Here is a 21526-nt window from a genome sequence, read left to right on the forward strand (position 1 = left end):
TTGGAATATCTTATGTTGATTCGCCATCTGCTTCTGTTGCTGCTGCTCTCCCTTTCTTGCGCCACAACTGTTGAGGCGCGCAGTCGCGTGATGGTTATGGGTGAACCGGTCTATCTTGAGGCAGATGAACTGAGTTACGATCATGAGGCTGAGCTTTATCAGGCCAGCGGTGATGTCCGGCTGATCCAGGGTGATCTGGAAGTGCTAAGTGAGCAGCTGCGCTGGCATCGAGGCAGCGGTGAGGTCGAAGCCAGCGGCAATGTGCGCTTTCTTTCACCGACGGAATCCCTGTCCGGATCTGCTGCCTGTTATAACCTGGAGGCTGGGACCGGCCGTGTTGATCAGGGATACTTTTATCTGCTTGATGAAAATCTCCATGTTCGCGGCAGCAGCATCGAACAGCTGGGGGAAGACGATTATCGGATTACCTCCGGCACTTTTACCACCTGTGATGGTGAGGTGCCGGACTGGAAGTTTGGTGCCGGCAATATTGATGTTACCTTGGGCGGGTATGCACGCGCTCGCCATATGGTTTTTTATCTGAAGGACATCCCCACTCTGTATTTCCCCTACATGATTTATCCGGCCAAAACCGAGCGTGAATCGGGGCTGCTGATCCCCTCTATCGGTTATTCCAAGAAACGTGGATTCGGCTATGGCGCTGCCTACTACCAGGTGCTCGGGGTTAATCAGGATGCCACCCTGTATCTTGATTACCTGTCGAAAATGGGGATCGGTAAGGGGGTGGAATACCGCTATATCTTTGGTCGTGACAATGCCGGTGAGATGCGCGCCTATCATATTGATGTGCGTGAGGTTGATGATGAGCGGATCGATGAAGAGCGCTATGCCCTTGAATGGATCCATACCGGTAACCTGCCCGGCCAGGTGCGCATGGTGGTTGATGCTCTCTATGTTGACAACGACGAATATTTCAAGGATTTTGGCGAGGTTGCCGGGGATTATAACCGCGATCAGGCGCAGTCAACTTTTTCCCTGAGCCGCAACTGGCGGCGCGCGAATCTGGTCGGCCTGATGCAGTACAGCAAAAATCTGGAGACCGATCAGCGTCGCACCCTGCAGCTGTTGCCACGCATCAATTTCAATATAGCCCGCAGTATCATTGGTACCACGCCGCTGGCTTATGAGTGGGGTTCTGAATACACTCACTTCTGGCGGCGTGAAGGGGTTACGGGGCAGCGCCTGATGCTGCGGCCGGCTGTAAGCTTGAATAGCCGGCTGTTTAATCTGCTCAGCATTAATCCCACAGTCGCCTATCGGCAGCGCTACTACTGGGATCTGAATCTGGAATCAAGCAGTGAACAGCATGGCATGGTCGAGGTTACCACCCGGGTGGTAACACCGCCGTTGCAGCGTACTTACGATCTGCCCTTCGGTTTTTCCGGTCGGCTGCGGCATGCGATTAACCCGGAAATTGTTTACGACTATATTCCGGAAAAAGATCAACAGCATATCCCCCGATTTGACTCCTTTGATCGGATTGCTGCCAAAAATCGCATTGAGTATGCCCTGGTGCAGCGGTTGCGGGCACGCCTGGACGATGAGAATGGGCGGCGCCAGTATCGTGACTGGGTCTACCTGCGCCTGTCTGTGTTGCAACATCTGAACAAGGATCAGGCGGAAAAAGGTTTCGGTGAGGCTCGCGCCCAGCTAACCCTGTTGCCCTCGGAGCACATGCGCCTGGGAGCAGATGTGATCGTTGATTCGCGCACCAACGAGCTTAAAGAGTTGCTGGTCGAGGGTCAGGTCGCCGATCGCTCCGAGAACTATCTGCGCCTGAGTTATAATATTGACCGCCGCACCGACCTTGACTATGGTGAAATCAATCTTGGCTTGGGGTTTTTGCAGCCGATTTATCTGACCTATCAGCAACGTTACGATTTTTTCACCAACGATCGCCTCGAAGAGCGAATCGGCATCGAATACCGTCGGCAATGCTGGAGTCTACTGTTGACCCTGCGTGACCGCACTGATGGTGAACAATCCTTTATGTTGACCTTCACCATGCTTGGCCTCGGTTCGGTTGGCGGCTTCAGTGGTGGTCCGGGCGGCGGTTAATCGGTTAATAAGGGGTTGTTGCTATGGACCTTGGCTGGTTGATTTGAGAACTTGTGCGTCGGTCGGCAACATGGATGATATGAACGGGGAAACGCTTGGGATCGGAACGTGAATCGGGGTTACCCGGCAGGAATAATCTACTGACACTTGTCTTGCTGGTGCTCATCTTGTTGATGGCAGCCTATGCGGTGTTTGGTAATAGAGGTGTTCTGCGGATCGTTCAGGCACAGCGCCAACAACAGGAATTACAGCAGCGCCTTGAGGAGATGCAGGCGCAGCAGCAAGATTTGCGGCAGGAGATTGAGCGGCTTAATAATGATCGGGACTACTGGGAGCAGCTTGCCCGTGCGCGCCTGGGGATGGTGCGCGAGGGAGAGCTGATCTATTTTGTGCCGACCGAAACACTCAAAGAAAGAGGCGGTAAGTGATTAAGAATGATATTCGTTCAGCGCTCAAGCAGGCGCTGGAAAATTGTTATCAGCAGGGGGCCCTCACCTCTGGAGAATTTCCTGCTGAAATTCAACTTGAGGTACCGAAAAATCCGGAACATGGTGACTATGCGACCAATCTGGCGATGATGCTGGCACGCTCTGAAGGCAAGGCGCCACGCCGGATTGCCGAGGTTCTGGCAGAGTCATTGCGCGCTGATGCATTGTTTGATGCGGTCGAGATTGCCGGTCCGGGGTTTATTAACTTTCGCCTTGCTGTCGGTTACTGGGCAAAAGTCCTGCATCACATCTATGCTGAGCAGGAGCAGTTCGGACGTTCGCAGGTCGGTGCTGGTGTCAAGGTGCAGGTTGAGTTCGTCAGTGCCAATCCAACCGGACCGCTGCATATTGGTCATGGTCGTGGAGCCGTGGTTGGTGATGCCCTGGCGGCAATTCTTGCCGCGGCCGGTTTTGACGTGCAGCGCGAATACTACATCAACGATGCCGGTAATCAGGTGCAGACCCTCGGTCGTTCGATTCTGCTGCGCTTGCGCGAATTGCAGGGAAAGGTGATTGATTTTCCTGAGGATGGTTATCAGGCCGCCTATGTTACCGAACTGGCCGAAGGCCTGCGTCAGGAACAGGGTGAACTCGCTGACCTGAATGAAGAAGAAGCCATCAGCCGTTGTACCCGTTTTGGTGTCGACCAGATTTTAAAATGGATTGATACTGATCTGAAAGCCTTTGGTATCCACTTTGATAACTGGTACAGCGAGCAGAGTCTCTACGATCGTGATATGGTCGAGCAGGAACTTGGTCGCCTTAAGGAAAAAGGGCTGACTTATGAAGAGGATGATGCCCTGTGGCTACGCACTACCGAATTTGGTGATGACAAAAACCGGGTGTTGATCAAGTCGGATGGCAGCTACACTTATTTTGCTTCTGATGTCGCTTATCACCTGGAAAAATTTGATCGTGGCTTTGACCGCGTCATTGATGTCTGGGGCGCTGATCATCATGGCTATATCCCGCGGATGAAAGCAATGCTCAAGGGCTTTGGCCTGCCTGCCGCAGCGCTCGAAGTGCTGCTGATCCAGATGGTGAATCTGTTGCGCGACGGCCAGCCTTTTGTTATGGGCAAGCGTTCCGGCAATTTTATTACCCTGCGCGAAGTGATTGATGAGGTCGGACGGGATGCCTGCCGGTTTTTCTTTTTGATGCGTCGTTGTGACAGTCAGCTCGATTTCGATCTCGAGTTGGCCAAGCAGAACAGCAGCGATAACCCGGTGTATTATGTGCAGTATGCTCATGCCCGCATCTGCAGCATCAATCGTAACGCTGCCGCGGTCGGCATGGAGCAGCCAACGCTTGCGCAGTTTGACTTTTCGTACTTGACCCTCGCCGAAGAAATTGCTCTGATCAGGCAGTTGTCGCGTTTTCCTGAAGCGATTGAAGGGGCGGCGTTGCATTATGAACCCCATCGCCTGGTTTTTTATCTACAGGATCTGGCAGCACTGCTGCACAGCTACTATAATCGCCATCGGGTGCTGGATGAGGATGCACAGGTCACATCTGCCCGCTTGTATCTGGTCAACGCCGTACGCATTGTCCTGGCTAATGCTTTAGGGCTGCTCGGGGTTTCGGCACCGGAACAAATGTAAGGAAGGTCGTCCCGCACTAAGGGGGTACATGATGCAGACAGAAATAAAAACCCGCACCCAAAGACGCCTGGAAAAACGCCAGGCAATCATCCTTCTGGCGTTGCTGTTGCTGGTCTCGTTACTCAGCTTTGTACTCGGTGTTACCACCGGTCGGCGCGGAGTCGAACGTGATGTTGCCCGGCAAGTCAAGGAACAGCAGGAAGCCGTCAGAATCGTTCAAATTCCTGCAGCCGCACCAATACCGGCTCCTGCACCGCTTCAGACAGATGCGCAGAAAGGGGAGAAGGATGCGCTGATTGATGCGGTTGTTGAAAGTGCACGTCTGAGTTTTTACGATGATCTGGTTCGAGATACCTCCCCCTTGGGTAGCGGCATCAACCAGCCGCCTCCAGCGGAATCGCGTCCATCGGCTTCTTTGCCACCACTGGAGCTGACCGATCAGCCGATTGTTGTCAGTGGCGGCGGGCCGCAAACGTTGGCTCAGGCATCAGCTCCAGCCCCACAGTCGACGCAACAACAAACACCCACTGTCGGGTCGGCACCATCTACTGACCAGACCTTGCCCGCCACCAGGTTACAGGGCAGCCACGTGGTGCAGGTTGGTTCTTTCGGCTCGGCGGCAGATGCCGCTTCCCTGCGTCAGCGCATGCTTGACAAGGGATATCCAGCTTTTCTCGCTGAGGCTAACCTGGGTGATCGTGGGATCTGGTATCGGGTGCGCATCGGGCCTTACGCCGATGCTGATACTGCCGGGATTGCGCGCCAGATCATTCTTGAAAAAGAGAAGATTGAAGGGCTGGTAACCCGGCACAGCCCCTGAACCGGCATCTGTTTTAACGGAGTTTTTTCGCTTGACATTTGTCGGCCCGGAGATTATTTTCCAGTGCTCGTGTCGCGGGATGGAGCAGTCTGGTAGCTCGTCGGGCTCATAACCCGAAGGTCGGGGGTTCAAATCCCTCTCCCGCAACCAAATCAATTAATCTCCTGATGGGGATTCATAAACGTTTGGCGGTGTAGCTCAGTTGGTTAGAGCATGCGGCTCATATCCGCAGTGTCCGGAGTTCGAATCTCTGCACCGCCACCACATTAAAAAAGCCCTTCCCATCCGGAAGGGCTTTTTTATTAAATGCTGATCCGGGGTTGCTGATGCTAGTGGACGGTCTTGAACAAAGGGTTCTTGAATCCTTACCGGAAGATGTCAATTCCGTGGTTGTCGCCGTGTCCGGTGGTGTTGATTCGGTGGCTTTGTTGCATTTACTGCAGCGGATTTCCTCCAGTCGCAGCCTGGTTCTGCATGTTGCCCACCTGAACCATCGCATCCGCCCTGAAGCTGATGGCGATGCACGTTTTGTTGAAGAATTGTGTTGCCGGCTCGCTATTCGCTACCAGGGTGAGTGCTGCGACGTCCCTGAATTGGCGGCGCAAGAAAAAATCAGTCTGGAGATGGCCGGCCGTGTGGCGCGGCGACGACTGCTGGAACGGGTTGCGGCAGATACTGGCGCCCAGTTGATCGCCCTTGGTCATCATCGTGACGATCAGGTTGAAACCCTGTTGCAGCGGCTGATCCGTGGTACCGGGATCAGCGGTCTGGCCGGCATGGCCGTGCGTGATGGGATCTGGTGGCGGCCATTGCTTTTTTACAGTCGTCGGCAGTTGCTGGATTACGCGCACAGGAACCGACTTTCCTGGCGCGAAGATGCCAGCAATCAGGATCCGGCATTTGTCCGCAACCGGCTGCGTACCCGGATTCTCCCGTTGCTGGAGGAAATCAATCCGCAATGTGGAGAGCGGCTGGTGGTATTGAGCCGCCAGATCGCCGAGGAAGAGGGATATTGGCACGAGCAGGTGATGGCTTGTTTTCCGTCAATCGTTGCCTCCGCTAGCGATGGTTTAAGGCTGCTGCGACCACCGTTGCTCTCCTTTCATCCCGCCCTGCGGCTGCGCTTGTTGCGTGAGGCGATGAGACAGGTTCGCGGCCATCTTCAGGGGATTGAGGCGGTTCATCTGCGCGCTATGGATGCCTTGCTACGCGGTGCTCGCAGTCAGGCTCAACTCGATCTGTCCGGTTGTTGGGTGGCCCGCCGCTACGAACACTTGTGGTTGTGTCGTACTGCGCCGGAGCCGCCACCCCAGTATGTTCTGCCGGTTAAGGTTCCCGGAGAGACCCTGCTGCCCGATGGCCGCAGGCTGGTCATAACACCGGTGCTGCGAGCAGAGGTAGAAACCCGCCACCGGGTTTATTTTGATCTAACTGCGGTTGAGTCCTCATTGTCGGTGCGTACCTGGCGTCCGGGTGATCGTTTTATACCGTTGGGAATGCTCGGGCACAAGCGCTTGAAGCGCTTATTTTCTGATCTGCAGATTGATAAAGAAGAGCGCCTGCGTACGCCCCTTCTCGTTGCCGGTGAAACCCTGTTGTGGGTTGCCGGACTGCAGCGCTCAGGCTTCGGCACTGTCACACCCGATACGGCGACGCCAGTACGTATTGAGTTGCTGTGATCTGGTGAAAAAGCGGACATTAAGCCTTGTGGGTGCCTTCTCTTTATGGTAGATTTTCCTGCTAGTTTCAGCCATTTCGTTGATGCTGCAGCTGAGCATCCAAGTTGCTTTTAATTACCCGACAGGGGGTCAATACGTGAGCCAATTTCAGAAGAATCTAGCTTTGTGGCTGGTCATTTCATTGTTGATGATCATGCTGTTTAATATGATGACGCAAAAGCAGGAAACCCAGAGACCGATGAATTATACGGAGTTTCTGAGTGCGGTTGAAGCCAATCGGGTGATCAGTGTGCTCTTTCAGGGCGGCCAGCTGACCGGTACCCTGGATGATGGCAGTAAATTTCAGACCCATATCCCGCGTGACGAAGAGCTGCTGCCGCAGTTGAAGGCGCGAGGGGTTATTATCGAAGCCAAGCCGGTTGATGACCAGGGGTTCTGGTTTACCCTGCTGATTTCCTGGGGGCCGATTCTGCTGTTGATTGCGGTGTGGATCTTTTTCATGCGACAGATGCAATCGGGTGGTGGCAAGGCCATGAGCTTCGGTAAGAGCAAGGCCAAGCTCCTCACTGATACCGCCGGAAAAGTGACTTTCAAGGATGTCGCCGGTGTTGACGAAGCCAAACAGGAACTGGAAGAAATTGTCGAATTTCTACGCGACCCCAAGAAGTTCACCAAGCTTGGCGGTAAAATCCCCAAGGGGGTGTTGCTGGTCGGTTCGCCGGGTACCGGCAAAACCCTGCTGGCACGTTCGGTCGCCGGTGAAGCGGGGGTGCCGTTCTTTACCATTTCCGGTTCTGACTTTGTGGAAATGTTTGTCGGGGTTGGTGCCAGCCGGGTTCGTGATCTGTTTGTGCAGGGGAAGAAGAATGCTCCCTGTATCATTTTTATTGATGAAATTGATGCGGTGGGGCGGCATCGTGGTGCCGGTTTGGGGGGCGGCCATGACGAGCGTGAACAAACCTTGAATCAGCTCCTGGTTGAAATGGACGGCTTCGAGTCTAACGAGGGGGTTATCCTGGTTGCTGCGACCAATCGTCCCGATGTCCTCGACCCGGCTTTGCTGCGTCCCGGTCGCTTTGATCGTCAGGTCGTGGTGCCGCGTCCCGATGTCAAAGGGCGGCAGAAGATCCTCCACGTCCACTCGCGCAAGGTTCCCATGTCGGAAGACGTCAATCTCGGTTTGGTGGCCAAGGGGACCCCCGGATTTTCAGGCGCCGATCTGGCCAATCTGGTCAATGAGGCGGCCCTGCTCGCCGCTCGCACAGGCAAATCCGAGGTTGATATGGTCGATTTTGAGGCGGCCAAGGACAAGGTAATGATGGGAGCGGAGCGGCGCTCGATGGTTATTACTGAGGAGGAGAAAAAGGTCACCTCTTACCATGAAGCTGGTCACGCCCTGGTGTCGTTGTTGACAGCGGGCTCCGATCCGGTTCACAAGGTGTCGATTATTCCCCGTGGGCGGGCGATGGGCGTGACCATGTACCTCCCGGCCGAAGAAAAATACAACGAGACCAATAAGGGACTTAATATCCGTATCCGCTCGATGCTGGGTGGACGTATTGCCGAAGAGATCACCTTTGATTCAGTGACCAGCGGTGCCAGTAACGATCTGGAGCGGGTGACCATGATCGCGCGCAAGATGGTATGTGAATGGGGGATGAGTGAAAAGATCGGTCCGGTTGTTTTCGGTGAAAAAGACGCCGAGGTCTTTCTTGGCCGCGATATGGGCACGGGAAAGAACTACAGCGAATCGACTGCACTAGATATCGATAACGAGATCCGTCGTATTATCCATGAAAACTATGAAATCGCCCGTAAGCTGCTGAGCGAGCATAAACACCGGTTGGTGGCTCTGGCAGAGCTCCTGTTGGAAAAAGAAACCCTGGATACCGAGGAGATTCACGCTACCGTGTTTCCAGAGGGGCTTCCCGACTATCTGCAAAAGCAGGTGCGGGAGCAGGCAGCTGACAGTTTTGTGTTCGAGAAATCCGAGGAGACCACGACACCGGGACAACCTGTGGGCGATGATGCCGAAGAGGGTGGGCTGCCACCAGAGAACGTCACATCAGCGTCAGAACAGCCTCAGCTGCAACCAGAAAGTGAGCAGTCGCCCAAGGCGCCACAAGAGGAAAATACCAGTAGCGCTGGGGATGACGACATAGCGACAAAATAGTGAGTGATTTTCCTGGTGCCACTGTTCTGGTTGGTCGTAACTGTGTCCTTGATCTGGCACAGCCCTGTATCATGGGTGTTCTCAATGTGACCCCGGATTCGTTCTCCGATGGTGGTGACTGTTTTGATGCGGGCGCAGCAGTTGAGCGAGGGCTGGAAATGGTGGAGCAGGGGGCGGGCATCCTCGATATCGGTGGTGAGAGCACCCGCCCGGGGGCGCCGGCGGTGTCTCTTGATGTTGAGCTCGAGAGGGTGATTCCGGTTATTGAAGGGTTGCGGCGTCATACCTGTATCCCCTTGTCAATTGATACCAGTAAAGCATCGGTCGCTCGTGCAGCTCTTGCCTCCGGCGCAAACTTTGTTAATGATATCAGCGGCTTGAGCTTTGATGATGCCATGGCTGCAGTGGTTTCCGGCGGCGCTGCCGGACTTTTTCTCATGCATACCCGGGGGTGCCCGGAGCAGATGCAGAAAAATACCGATTATGAGGATCTGCTGGCTGAGGTTGTCGACTTTTTGCGGGCGGCAGTCACTAAGGCAAATGCGGCCGGAATTGGTGCAGAGCGCCTGGCCGTAGATCCGGGTATCGGTTTTGCTAAAAGTGCTGCGGGTAATCTGGCATTGCTGAAGCATCTGAGCGCCTTGCATCAATTGGGTTGCCCGATCCTTCTCGGCACATCGCGCAAAAGCTTTATCGGCAGGATTATTCAGCAGGAGGATCCACGCCAGCGTCTGTATGGTACCCTGGCGACCGTTGCCCTGGGAGTAGCGCAAGGGGTGCAGCTGTTTCGTGTTCATGATGTGCTGCCGGCGCGCGAGACGGCCCTGGTTGCCTGGGCAATCAGGGAACAGCAATTTCCCCTGGAGTCATAGCTGGCCTTTTATATATCTGCGCTGTTAATTTTTCGATTCCGCTAACGGGGGCAACATGTTTGATGTCTTGCACAATATCCGATTGCTCGATATCCTCGACATCTGCATCGTGGCTTTTATCATCTACCGGATCATTTTGCTGATTAAAGGCACCCGGGCTGTTCAGATGCTCCTCGGACTGGCGGTTATTCTCGCTGTCTATGTGGGGTCTCGCGTTGGTGATCTGCATACCCTCAACTGGTTTTTAAGCAACTTCCTGTCATCTATTATTCTGGTCATCGTCGTTATTTTCCAGAATGACATCCGCCGTGCCTTGATGCATGTCGGGCGTAATCCCTTTTTAGGAGGGGCTACCTACCGCGAAGAATCCCATCTGATAGAAGAGCTGGTCAAGGCCTCTGTGGCGCTGGCGAATCGTAAAATCGGGGCGCTGATCGTTGTCGAGCGTGAAACCGGGATTAAGGATATTCTCGAATCAGGAACCATTCTTGATGCCGAGGTCTCCTGTGATTTGGTTCGCTCGATCTTCATGCCCAGTTCACCGCTGCATGACGGCGCCCTGATTGTGCAGCAGGGGCGCTTAAGCATGGCAGGATGTTTTCTGCCGCTGACCCAAGGCAGCAACCTGTCGACGGAGTTGGGTACCCGTCACCGTGCCGCGATCGGTCTGACTGAACTGGCTGATGCCATCGCCATCGTGGTGTCGGAAGAAACGGGAAAGATTTCGGTAGCGGTTAATGGCGGCATGACCCGCAACCTGGATGCGACCAGCTTGAAAAAGGTTCTCGGTCGCCTGCTTGAACCACGCAAAACAAAACCGAGTAAAAAGGGCTAGGGCGATGTTTAAATTGATCACGGAAAACTGGGCACTGAAGCTGATGTCACTGGTTTTTGCCCTGATGCTGTGGTTCTTCATCATGGGTGAGCGGCGCCTGGAGGTGAACTACCGGGTGCCGCTGGAATTTCAGAACCTGCCCAGAGAGCTGATGGTCGCCAACGAGATCCCCAGCATGGTTGATGTCCGCATCAGTGGTCCGCGTACCCTGTTGATGAAGGTCAGCCCCAATGACATCAGCATTACCGTTGATTTGACCGGCTTGCGCCCTGGTCTGACCTCCTTCCGCCGCCTCGAAGAGCGCCTCAATCTGCCCAGTGGTTTGCGGGTGACCAGGCTGTCTCCGTCGTTTGTCGATGTGCGTCTGGAGCGGATTCAACAAAAAACAGTCCCCGTTACTATCGCCCTGAGTGGGGAGCCGATGAGCGGCTTTGTGGTCGGCAGCATTCGTGCAATACCTGATCTGATTACTATTGAAGGGGCAGAAACTGAGCTTAAGAATGTCAACGATGTCAGCACTGACGAGGTCGATCTTGACGGTGTGAACAGCAGCTTTTCGCTGATTGTCCCGTTGCAGCACCGGGGAAATTTCAGCTGGTTCAAGGATGAACGGACGACAGAAATTCAGGTAGAGATTAGCGCTGTTGAGGCTGCGCCTGAAGACCAACAGAACCCGGTAGAATAAGGAAGATGCCGTCAGGCAGGGGAGGCAGTAAAACGATGGAAAAGAAACTTTTTGGCACTGATGGTGTTCGCGGTGTTGCCAATATCGATCCGATGACCGCCGAAATGGCAATGCAGTTGGGGCGCGCTGTGGCCTATGTGTTCAAGCAGGATGCCGGCCGCCGTCACCGGATCATTATCGGCAAGGACACCCGGCTCTCCGGTTATATGCTGGAAAATGCCATAGTTGCAGGTATCTGCTCGATGGGCGTCGATGTCCTGGTCGTCGGGCCGTTACCGACGCCGGGAATCGCTTTTATCACGTCTTCCATGCGTGCTGATGCCGGAGTGGTGATCAGTGCCTCGCATAATCTCTACCAGGATAACGGCATCAAGTTTTTTTCGGGCAACGGGTTCAAATTGCCGGATGACATGGAGATCCAGATTGAGGATCTGATCCTCAATCATCGCATCGATGCCCTGCGGCCCATTGCCGAGGACGTTGGTAAGGCCTACCGCATAGAGGATGCCATCGGTCGCTATGTGGTTTTCCTCAAAAACACCTTTCCCCGTGATCTGGATCTGCAGGGGTTGCGGATTGTTCTCGATTGCGCCCATGGCGCAGGTTACCGGGTGGGCCCGGCGGTACTGACGGAACTGGGCGCTGAGGTCATTCCGCTTGGAGTCAGTCCCAATGGCCTCAATATCAACGAAGGCTGTGGTTCGATGCATCCGGAGGTGATGGCTGCCAAGGTGAGGGAATATCGTGCCGATCTGGGGATTGCCCTGGATGGTGATGCAGACCGGGTGATTTTTGTCGATGAACAGGGTGATGAGGTCGACGGCGACCATATTCTCGCCCTGTGCGGCACCGAGTTGATGAAGACTGGTAGCTTGAAGAAAAAGACGGTGGTGGCAACGGTTATGAGCAACATGGGACTTGAAATTGCTATGAAGCAGGCTGGCGGTAAGGTGGTGCGCACTGCGGTAGGTGATCGCTATGTTGTCGAAGAGATGATCCGTGGCGGCTATAACCTTGGCGGTGAACAGTCGGGACACATGATCTTCCTCGACCACAATACCACAGGTGATGGCATTCTTTCGGCCCTGCAGGTACTGGCGATCATGCAGCGCAGCGGTAAACCCCTTTCCGAATTGGCCGCAGTGATGACCTCCCTGCCGCAGGTTCTGGTTAACGTCAAGGTCAAAAAGAAAGCGGTGCTGGGCAAGGTTGTGCCAATCAAGGAAGCGATGGATGCAATTGAACAAGAAATTGCCGGCAAGGGGCGTTTGCTCGTGCGTTATTCCGGTACCGAGCCGTTATTGCGGATTATGGTTGAAGGCGAAGATCAGAACCGGATCAATCAACTGGCCGAGCAACTGGCAGCAGTTGTGCGTGAGCATCTGGGAACCTGAGAAATTTTGTATCTGTTCAGCACCGGATCTTCGGATCCTATGTCAAGGGGCGCTTTTCGTCATCCATGACCGCTTGTTGTCGCCATCCATGGCGACAAACACCCCTGCCACAGGACCCAAAGGCCCTGCACAAGGATAGTTATCAATAGTTACAAAATTTTTACACCAAGCAAAAGCAAGGAGACGAGATGTGCCAACGTTAAGTGTCAATGTCGACCATATTGCGACCATCCGTCAAGCGCGTGGGATAGATGAGCCTGATCCGGTAGCAGCTGCGGTTCTGGCGGAACTGGCGGGAGCTCACGGAATTACCGTTCATCTGCGCGAAGATCGCCGCCATATCCAGGATCGCGATGTCGAAGTGCTGCGCAAAACGATTAAAACGCGACTTAATCTGGAAATGGCTGCGACGGAGGAGATGGTCGCTATTGCCCTTAAAACCCAGCCGGATATCGTTACCCTGGTGCCGGAGGGGCGCCATGAGCTGACGACTGAAGGCGGTCTGGATGTGAATCTGCTGAAAACCGGCCTCAAGCAGAAGATTGCTCTGCTGCAGCAAGCCGGCATCAGCGTCAGTTTGTTTATTGAAGCGGAGATGGAGCAGATCAAGGCCAGTCATCGTGTTGGTGCTGATATGGTTGAGATTCATACCGGTACTTACTGTGAAATGCGTACAGAGAAAGAACGACTGGAGCAGTTGCGGCGTATCGAGTTGGCAGGGGCTGCCGCCCGCAAGCTCGGCATGCGCGTTAGTGCCGGTCACGGTCTTAATTATCGTAATGTGTCTGCCGTGGCCGCCTTGCCTGGTTTTGAGGAGTTTAATATCGGTCACAGTATCGTTGCGCGCGCCTCTCTGGTGGGGATGGAGCGAGCTGTACGCGAGATGCTTGTTTTGATCAAGCGGCCATAGCTGTGACCATTGTCGGTCTGGGGGTCGATCTGGCACGCATTGCGCGTTTTCGCACTTTTGTAGAGAATGACTCGCCGGTGCTGGGGCGCATTTTTTGCGACGGTGAACGGGAATATGCGCTTGCCCGACGGGACCCGGCTCAGGCTCTGGCAGCGCGCTTTGCCGCCAAAGAGGCGTTTTTCAAGGCGCTGGGTACGGGTATGCGTGATGGCCTGTCGTGGCACCAGGTGTGTGTCTGCCGCGATAAGTTGGGCTGCCCCTCTCTGGCGCTCAGCGGGCGCGCAGTCGAGATGATGGCAGAGCGCGGCGCACAAAGAGCCTTGCTGAGCTATTCCCACGATGGTGATTATGCGGTAGCAACGGTTATTCTGGAGGACTGATGCAGCTCTACAGCGCAGCGGAAATGGTTGCGGCAGATCGTTTTGCCATCGACACCCTGGGAATTCCCGGGGTCGTGTTGATGGAAAATGCCGGACGCGCCTGCGCCCGGGTGCTCGAAGAGCGATTCTCCCACTGTTTTCCCGGCCCGGTGATGGTTGTCGCCGGCAAAGGCAATAATGGTGGCGATGGCTATGTTATTGCGCGAATTCTTGGCGATCATGGCTGGCAGGTCACCACGCTGGTATTGGCAGAGCCGCAGAGAATCTCCGGTGATGCCGCCATCATGCTGGAGATTCTGCGCAATTGCTCCGGCAAGGTTATTTTTGTCAACGATGACGAGCTGTTGCGCCAGTCTTTTGCTGAACTGCAACCACAGTTGATCGTCGATGCTCTGTTCGGTACCGGTCTGGAATCCGACGTCCGCGGTGTGGCGGCAGCGGCCATCGCCCTGATGAATGCGGCAGCGGTAGCGCTGGTCGCTGTTGATCTGCCTTCCGGCGTCGATGCCTCCACTGGCCGCATCTGTGGTTGTGCCGTACGCGCCGATCTCACTGTCAGTTTTGATCATCCCAAAATCGGCCATGCCAGTACCCCCGGTGCCTTGTATGTAGGCGAACTGGAAGTTGTTGAGATCGGTATCCCGGTGACCCAGCGCCCGGCCGATCTGTTGCCGCAAACGTGGATGATCGATGCCGCAGCGGCACGCTCTCTGTTGCCGGGTCGCCCATCATTCGCCCACAAGGGAACCTTTGGTCACCTGCTGGTAGTGGCCGGGTCCCCCGGCAAGACAGGTGCGGCGGCTCTGGCAGGCGACGCTGCCGTGCGCAGCGGTTGTGGTTTGGTGACGGTAGCGGTACCGGCGTCGCTCCATTCAATCCTGGAAGTCAAGCTCACTGAAGCCATGACCGTGGCTCTGACTGAGCAGGATGGCTTGTTGGCGCTTGCCGCCGGCGACCAGATCGCTCAACTGATCACTTCCTGCCGGGCACTGGCGCTGGGGCCGGGGCTTGGTCAGAGCGACGAATTGAGACAGCTGGTACGGCAGATAGTTATGACGGTGAATGTGCCCATGGTGATTGATGCCGACGGTTTGAATCTACTCGTCGGTCAGCTTGAATGTCTGGTTGCGCGTCAGGGCAAGCCGCTGATCTTGACCCCTCACCCTGGAGAAATGGCACGCCTTGCCGGAGTGAGTGTGGCCGCTATTGAAGCCGATCGTTTCAGTGTGGCACGTGACTTCGCCCGTCGCTACCAGGTTGTCTTGTTGCTTAAAGGGGCGCGCACGGTTATTGCCGCACCTGATGGTCGGGTTTATATCAACACCAGTGGCAACAGCGGCCTGTCCAGCGGTGGCAGCGGTGATGTTCTTACCGGCCTGATCGGAGGGTTACTGGCGCAGGGGTGTGATGCTTTTGCGGCAGCCGGTCTTGCAGCCTGGTGGCATGGTCGTGCCGCGGAGCTGATAGCTGCGAAGCGCGGTACTGTCGGCATGACGGCCAGCGATTTGATTCATCAGTTGCCCCAGGTGTGCCACCAGCTCGCATATCCCTAACCAAGGAGTAACCCTATGTTAACAGCACGGGACATTATGACCTCTGACGTAGTGTCGGTCAGCGTTGATACCAGCTTGAAAGATCTGGCGAAAAAATTTATTGAAACCCGCTACAGTAACATGCCGGTCCTTGATGATAACGGCAAACTGGTTGGAGTCATCAGTGAGACGGATCTGATCGAATATCAGCGCCCCCTGCATATCCCCACGGTAATGACCCTGTTTGACGGGGTTTTTGCCCTGGGCAGTGAAAAAAAGTTCAAGGAAGAGGTTGATCGGGTGACCGCTACCAAGGTCGGTGATCTTTATCAGAAAAATCCCGTGACCTGTGCTCCGGATACGCCGATCAATGAACTGGCGGGGCTGATGAGCAAGCACAAGATCCATCTGTTGCCGGTCATCGACGGCGAGCAGATGATCGGCGTGGTCGCGCGTCTTGACCTGATTCGGGTCATGGAAGATTGATGTCCTGCTGGTCGTTGGTCTCAACCAGTGAAGAGCAGACCCTTAAGATCGGTACGCTGATTGGTCGTTGTCTTGATGCCCCCCTGCTGATTCTGCTGCAGGGTAACCTTGGTGCCGGTAAAACCGTTATAGCGCGGGGGATCGCGTGGGGATTGGGGGTTGGCGCAGAAGCACCCATTACCAGTCCGACTTTTACCCTGATGAACCACTATCCGGCTCGGCTCGATCTCTATCATTTCGATCTCTACCGTTTGTCCGGCCCTGAGGATCTGGTTGATATCGGTTTTGATGAGTATGCCTTTGGTAGCGGTGTTGCCCTGGTGGAATGGCCGGAAAAGCTCGAAGACCCCGATATTGCTGGAATCTGGATCAATATCGGTGCCCTGGAAGCGGGCCACCGGCGCCTGATTTTTTCGGCCCGGGATGCGCAGTCGCGCAAGTGGCTCGATCAGGTGGTGGAGCAGCTGCAAACTGCTGGATATGACCCGTGCCAAATGGAAAAATAGCTTTGACCGGGCATGGGTTTCTTGTTATGAAGGATGCTTGTGAAAAAATTTAGTATCTATTCAGCACCGGATCTTCGGTTCCTATGTCAAGGGACGCTTTTCGTCATCCCTGACCGCTTGATGTCGCCGTCCATGGCGACAAAAACACCCTTGCCACAAAAACCCTGACCCTGCGCAAGGACAGGGGTGAATAGTTACAAAATTTATCTACCGACAATCATTGTCGGTTTTTCCTGATAAGGAGGAAAACAACTGTTATGGCTCTGATCGTTCAGAAGTACGGTGGAACTTCAGTAGGCACCGTCGAGCGTATCCAGAATGTCGCTCGCCGGGTTGCCAGAACCTTCGATGAAGGTAATGAAGTGATTGTCATTGTCTCGGCGATGGCTGGAGAAACCAACCGCCTGGTGGCCCTGGCGAATGAAATCTCTGAGATCCCCGATGAGCGCGAATATGATGTGCTGGTGTCAACCGGTGAGCAGGTGACCATCGCCTTGTTGTCCATGTGTTTGAAGTCGATGGGTTACAAGGCCAAAAGTTACCTTGGTTCGCAGATTCCGATGTTGACCGACAAGGCTTATTCCCGGGCTCGTATCGAGGAAATCGGTGACAAAAATATCCGCGCCGATTTGAAAGCGGGGACCATTGTTGTCGTCGCAGGTTTTCAGGGTATCGATTGTGATGGCAATATAACCACCCTGGGACGTGGTGGATCGGATACCTCAGCCGTTGCTGTAGCTGCGGCCCTGAAAGCCGACGTCTGTGAAATTTACACCGATGTCGACGGTGTTTACACCACTGACCCACGTATTGTGCCGGAAGCGCAAAAAATCGATAAGATCTCCTATGAAGAGATGCTGGAAATGGCATCGTTAGGAGCCAAAATTTTGCAGATTCGTAGTGTTGAGTTTGCTAAGAAATATAACGTTGTCGTACATGTGCGTTCCAGTTTTGATGATTCGCAGGGAACACTTGTCATGAAGGAGGATCAAGAAATGGAAGCCGTATTGGTTTCAGGAGTTACTTTTAACAAAGACGAAGCAAAAATCAGCATTTTCGGTGTTCCTGATCAACCTGGGGTTGCTTCGCAGATTTTTAGTCCATTAAGTCAGAATAATATTACCGTGGATATGATCATCCAGAATATTTCCCACCAGGGGGCCACGGATATCACCTTCACCGTACCCAAGACCGACTGCAAAAAAGCGCTGCAGATTATTGAAGTTGTGGCTAAACAGATCAATGCCCGCGGTGTCAGTCATGACACCAATATTGCCAAGGTGTCCATTGTGGGCGTCGGAATGCGTTCTCACACCGGGGTCGCTACAACCATGTTTGATACCCTGGCGCGTGAGGGGATCAATATTGAAATGATTTCCACCAGTGAAATCAAGGTGTCCTGCGTTATCTCCGATAAATATACCGAGCTGGCAGTACGTATCCTGCACGAAGCGTTCGGCCTTGATCGCCAGACTGAAGAGTCATGATCTAGTGTTTTTTGGATGAAAGGGTCATTGTTCATGAGTAACAGAATTTATCTTTATGATACAACCTTAAGGGATGGAACCCAGGCTGAGGATATCTCGTTTCAGGTTCAGGATAAGGTGCGTATTGCCAAGCATCTGGATGCGTTGGGGATCGATTATATTGAAGGTGGTTGGCCCGGTTCCAACCCCAAGGATATTGGTTTTTTTGAGGCCATCCAGAAGGAAACCCTTTCTCATAGCAAGATTGCCGCATTCGGCTCTACCCGGCGGGCTCGGATTACCCCGGATCAGGACAACAACATCAAGATGCTGATCGAAGCGCGCCCTGACGTGGTGACAATTTTTGGGAAAACCTGGGATTTTCACGTGCGCGAGGCGCTGCGTGTTTCCCTCGAAGAAAACCTTGATATGATCAATGATTCCCTCGCCTACCTGAAGGAGCGGGTAGGCGAAGTGATATATGATGCCGAACACTTCTTTGATGGGTACAAGGCCAACCCTGAATATGCGTTGAAAACCCTACAGGCAGCGGCACAGGCCGGCGCTGATTGCCTGGTGTTGTGTGATACCAACGGTGGCACTTTGTCCCACGAAATCCCTCTAATTATAGAGCATGTACGCCGCGAGATTGATGTGCCTCTGGGGATTCATGCTCATAACGACAGTGAGTGCGCTGTTGCCAATTCCCTCATGGCAGTTGTTGGAGGAGCTGTCCATATTCAGGGGACGATGAACGGCTTCGGCGAACGCTGCGGTAACGCCAATCTTTGTTCTATTATTCCTTCCTTGATCCTCAAAATGAACAAGGAATGCCTCGAAAACGGCAAGCTGGAGAACCTGCGCAAAACATCCCGGGCCATCTACGAGCTGGCCAACCTGACTCCCCAGAAGCACCAGGCTTTTGTCGGTAACTCGGCATTTGCTCACAAGGGAGGGGTTCATGTTTCGGCCATCCAGCGTCATCCGGAAACCTATGAACATATCCGGCCGGAATTGGTCGGCAATAAAACCAGGATCCTTGTTTCAGATTTGTCGGGTCGCTCAAATATCCTCGCCAAGGCGATAGAATGGGGCATCAAAATCGATGATAAAGACCCGGTGACTCTGGAGATCCTTGAACAGATCAAGGAACTGGAGAACCAGGGCTATCAATTTGAAGGGGCTGAAGCTTCATTTGAACTGTTGATGCTTAAGGCGATGGGGAAGCTCAAGCAGTATTTCCATATTACTGCATTCCGGGTGATCGATACCTTACGCGAAAGCGACCAATGTCCGGTTTCGGAAGCGACCATCAAGGTTAAGGTTGGTGGGCGCATTGAACACATGGCTGCTGACGGCAATGGCCCGGTCAATGCCCTTGATCGGGCAATGCGTAAAGCATTGATCAGTTTTTATCCGCAGCTCTCTGAGATTAAATTGCTCGACTACAAGGTCAGGGTCCTTCCTTCGAGCCAGGGCACTGACGCGATGATCCGCGTTTTGGTTGAAACGGGCGATAAGGACGGTCGCTGGGGAACCGTCGGTGTCAGCAGTAATGTCGTTGAGGCGTCCTATCAAGCACTGGCTGATGCCTTCACCTATAAACTGTACAAAGACCAGCAATGATCGCTACCGACCCATCGCTGCAGCGGCAAGGGGTCGTTTCACCCTTCTGAATATGTCACTTGTCGTGGCCTTTTGACTGCAACCGTCAAAAAATGAACATCCTGGCCTGTGATCGTCAAAAAAATGGCGGTCGCCCCCGATGTTTTATCGCAGGCATTCGGGGATGTAGAGCTTTGATCTCCGATATTTGGTCGACACTGGATCAATCCAGGTGCTGTCTTCTTTCAGTGTGGCGCCAAATAAATGACGCTTAGCCCTGGAACTTATAGGCATGTATCGTTAAAAAAACACAAAGGATTTAAAAAAAACTGTCACAACATGTTGAAAAATAATGACAAAAAAGATACAGCGGGCTAAAGTGGTGACGGTTGTGGGTTGGCACGACTCATGCGAGTATTTGTAGCAGGTTGTTTTTGCTGTTTTTTATGTGATTTTACAGCGTGATTCACAACATGGGAGGGCCTGATGATGAAGTGTCCGAAATGTAAGGGGAGAATGCATGCAGAAACTTACTATAATTTTGTAAGGTCCTACGATGCCTGGAAGTGTACTTCCTGCGGGGAAGTTATCGATCAGACGATCCTGGTCAATCGCGAACGAACTCATAGGGATGTGTAGACTGTTGAAATGTCGACCAAAAAAACGCCGTACTCTGTGTTCGGCGTTTTTTTTGGTCGACGGAAAATTAATAAACCGCAACCGTAATTATGTTGAAATCACGCTGTGCCGCCCATAAAATGTCGACAATCTACAGTCGTCTGTACCGACATGGGAAACTCACCTTAACCTGATAAAGGAGTATGCTCATGCACATTACAAAGCATGAGGTCCATCTGAATCTCAACGTTCGTGGGCTACCGGTTTCAGCAACCCTGGGCATCAATGAGCAGAGCAACCGTCTGATAGCAGAGGGAATAACCGTCTACAAGTTAGGGTTGGGGCAATCGCCCGGCAAGGGTACCTGTTGCCAAACCGGATGGCGCTTTTTATCTATTGCCTGATTTTGATCTGTTACGTGAGACACTACAAGCAAGAGGTATCAGGGACAGTGCCACCTTATGTCAGCGATTGCTGACGGATACCGGTGTTGCCATTTTGCCGGGTAGCAGTTTTGGCCGCCCGGCCAATGAATTGACCGCCCGTATCGCCTGTGTAGATTTTGACGGTGCCAAGGCGCTGACCGGCGCAGAGCAGATCAGTACCGAGGTTGAACTGGATGAAGTTTTTTTACGGCAGCATTGTGAAAAAGTCCTTGTTGCTGTGGAAAAATGTGTGACTGGGCAACAGTTGACTAGTTTTGAAACGCAATCATGTCGCTGCGCATAGGGATTTTTAGGGTTTCTTTTTTGTCCGCAGATCCCGGGCCAGCTTCATCAAACCGACAAGGGCGATCAGGGCAAAAAGGACCCCGCGCCAGATCGCCGGTTCTTTTGCTTCACTGATAAATATCGGAGTGTCTGGTGTTTCAATCCCTAACTCATCAAGCAGACTGACGAGTTTTTTTTGATTGGAATTGGCTACCAATTCGGCCGCTGTCATTCCAGTCAGGTGACGTTGGCCAAACATCAGATGGGAATTTTCTTCAAGAAAATCCTGCCGCTGTTGCTCCGTGTCGAGAAGGAAATGATAGGTCGTTAATGCTTCAAGAATCTGAGGGTCTCTGGTTTCAAACCAGATCTTGTAGCTTACGCTGTCCGGGGAGCTGGATAGGGGAACCAGAAAGGCTTCAAAATCCATACTGCCGGTCATATTGATGGCCTGAAGAAAATCAGGATAGCCGCCGGTAACCGTCATCCATTCGCGCGGGGCTTTTTCCAATGATTCCAGTTCGTTGATGGTGATAACCAGGGGTTCCGGGTTGCGCAGCAGCAGGCTGATATCATTGTAGGCCAGCCAGACAAGTACCAGGCAGATGGCAATAAAGGTTGCGCGAAAACGATTCATAGACAAGCTCCATAGCGAACGGGCCGCCACATGGTGGACGGCCCGTTCGA

Annotated in this window: 20 protein-coding genes and 2 tRNA genes; 21 read left to right on the forward strand and 1 reads right to left on the reverse strand. The window is 53.5% G+C overall.

Going from position 1 to position 21526, the window contains the following annotated elements:
- Positions 1-12 precede the first annotated feature (12 nt).
- The 21 genes from AC6F7T_RS08635 to AC6F7T_RS08735 all read left to right on the forward strand — a co-directional run bounded on the left by AC6F7T_RS08635 (position 13) and on the right by AC6F7T_RS08735 (position 20858).
- The gene (locus tag AC6F7T_RS08635) at positions 13-2079 is read left to right on the forward strand and encodes an LPS assembly protein LptD (protein ID WP_500717877.1); all 2067 of its coding nucleotides are present in this window, start codon (positions 13-15) and stop codon (positions 2077-2079) included.
- 95 nt (positions 2080-2174) lie between these two features.
- A complete protein-coding gene (locus AC6F7T_RS08640) occupies positions 2175-2507 on the forward strand; it encodes a septum formation initiator family protein (protein WP_500717878.1) in 333 nt (110 codons plus the stop codon).
- Positions 2504-4168, forward strand: a complete 1665-nt coding sequence (argS, locus tag AC6F7T_RS08645; RefSeq protein WP_500717881.1) for an arginine--tRNA ligase — start codon at positions 2504-2506, stop codon at positions 4166-4168. The genes AC6F7T_RS08640 and argS overlap by 4 nt, the downstream gene beginning before the upstream one ends.
- A 28-nt stretch (positions 4169-4196) precedes the next feature.
- The gene (locus tag AC6F7T_RS08650; RefSeq protein ID WP_500717883.1) at positions 4197-4988 is read left to right on the forward strand and encodes an SPOR domain-containing protein; all 792 of its coding nucleotides are present in this window, start codon (positions 4197-4199) and stop codon (positions 4986-4988) included.
- A gap of 73 nt (positions 4989-5061) precedes the next feature.
- Positions 5062-5138: transfer RNA gene (locus AC6F7T_RS08655), tRNA-Met, on the forward strand.
- Positions 5139-5175: 37 nt separating this feature from the next.
- Positions 5176-5252: transfer RNA gene (locus AC6F7T_RS08660), tRNA-Met, on the forward strand.
- Positions 5253-5314: 62 nt separating this feature from the next.
- Positions 5315-6667 carry a tRNA lysidine(34) synthetase TilS gene (gene tilS, locus AC6F7T_RS08665; RefSeq protein ID WP_500717885.1) on the forward strand — a complete coding sequence of 451 codons (1353 nt, stop codon included), beginning with the start codon at positions 5315-5317 and terminating at the stop codon, positions 6665-6667.
- A 136-nt stretch (positions 6668-6803) separates the two neighbouring features.
- Entirely contained in the window at positions 6804-8840 is a 2037-nt protein-coding gene (gene ftsH / locus AC6F7T_RS08670; RefSeq protein ID WP_500717886.1) for an ATP-dependent zinc metalloprotease FtsH, read from the forward strand.
- Positions 8840-9712, forward strand: a complete 873-nt coding sequence (gene folP / locus AC6F7T_RS08675) for a dihydropteroate synthase (protein ID WP_500717887.1) — start codon at positions 8840-8842, stop codon at positions 9710-9712. The genes ftsH and folP overlap by 1 nt, the downstream gene beginning before the upstream one ends.
- Positions 9713-9767: 55 nt before the next feature.
- Entirely contained in the window at positions 9768-10547 is a 780-nt protein-coding gene (gene cdaA, locus AC6F7T_RS08680) for a diadenylate cyclase CdaA (protein WP_500717890.1), read from the forward strand.
- Between the two features lie 4 nt (positions 10548-10551).
- A complete protein-coding gene (locus tag AC6F7T_RS08685) occupies positions 10552-11232 on the forward strand; it encodes a CdaR family protein (RefSeq protein ID WP_500717893.1) in 681 nt (226 codons plus the stop codon).
- Positions 11233-11267: 35 nt separating this feature from the next.
- Positions 11268-12626, forward strand: a complete 1359-nt coding sequence (glmM, locus tag AC6F7T_RS08690) for a phosphoglucosamine mutase (RefSeq protein WP_500717896.1) — start codon at positions 11268-11270, stop codon at positions 12624-12626.
- A gap of 190 nt (positions 12627-12816) precedes the next feature.
- Positions 12817-13536: a pyridoxine 5'-phosphate synthase gene (locus AC6F7T_RS08695; RefSeq protein ID WP_500717898.1), complete on the forward strand. Its 720-nt coding sequence runs from the start codon at positions 12817-12819 to the stop codon at positions 13534-13536.
- Positions 13537-13538: 2 nt separating this feature from the next.
- Entirely contained in the window at positions 13539-13916 is a 378-nt protein-coding gene (gene acpS, locus AC6F7T_RS08700) for a holo-ACP synthase (RefSeq protein WP_500717901.1), read from the forward strand.
- Positions 13916-15469, forward strand: a complete 1554-nt coding sequence (locus AC6F7T_RS08705) for an NAD(P)H-hydrate dehydratase (protein WP_500717902.1) — start codon at positions 13916-13918, stop codon at positions 15467-15469. The genes acpS and AC6F7T_RS08705 overlap by 1 nt, the downstream gene beginning before the upstream one ends.
- 15 nt (positions 15470-15484) lie before the next feature.
- Positions 15485-15934 (forward strand): CBS domain-containing protein, encoded by a 450-nt coding sequence (locus tag AC6F7T_RS08710; protein WP_500717905.1) that lies wholly within the window; start codon positions 15485-15487, stop codon positions 15932-15934.
- Positions 15934-16440 (forward strand): tRNA (adenosine(37)-N6)-threonylcarbamoyltransferase complex ATPase subunit type 1 TsaE, encoded by a 507-nt coding sequence (gene tsaE, locus AC6F7T_RS08715; protein WP_500717908.1) that lies wholly within the window; start codon positions 15934-15936, stop codon positions 16438-16440. The genes AC6F7T_RS08710 and tsaE overlap by 1 nt, the downstream gene beginning before the upstream one ends.
- A 257-nt stretch (positions 16441-16697) precedes the next feature.
- Complete coding sequence (locus AC6F7T_RS08720) at positions 16698-17927, forward strand: aspartate kinase (protein ID WP_500717909.1); 1230 nt, start codon at positions 16698-16700, stop codon at positions 17925-17927.
- 33 nt (positions 17928-17960) lie between these two features.
- The gene (gene cimA, locus AC6F7T_RS08725; protein ID WP_500717911.1) at positions 17961-19532 is read left to right on the forward strand and encodes a citramalate synthase; all 1572 of its coding nucleotides are present in this window, start codon (positions 17961-17963) and stop codon (positions 19530-19532) included.
- An 806-nt stretch (positions 19533-20338) separates the two neighbouring features.
- On the forward strand, positions 20339-20533 hold the full coding sequence (locus AC6F7T_RS08730; RefSeq protein ID WP_500717913.1) for a hypothetical protein: 195 nt from the start codon (positions 20339-20341) through the stop codon (positions 20531-20533).
- Complete coding sequence (locus AC6F7T_RS08735) at positions 20526-20858, forward strand: hypothetical protein (protein ID WP_500717915.1); 333 nt, start codon at positions 20526-20528, stop codon at positions 20856-20858. The genes AC6F7T_RS08730 and AC6F7T_RS08735 overlap by 8 nt, the downstream gene beginning before the upstream one ends.
- Before the next feature lie 6 nt (positions 20859-20864).
- Here AC6F7T_RS08735 and AC6F7T_RS08740 read toward each other — a convergent pair whose 3' ends face one another.
- Positions 20865-21476, reverse strand: coding sequence for a hypothetical protein (locus tag AC6F7T_RS08740; RefSeq protein ID WP_500717916.1), 612 nt, complete (start codon positions 21474-21476; stop codon positions 20865-20867).
- Positions 21477-21526 lie beyond the last annotated feature (50 nt).

The sequence above is a fragment of the Pelovirga sp. genome (assembly GCF_059864205.1).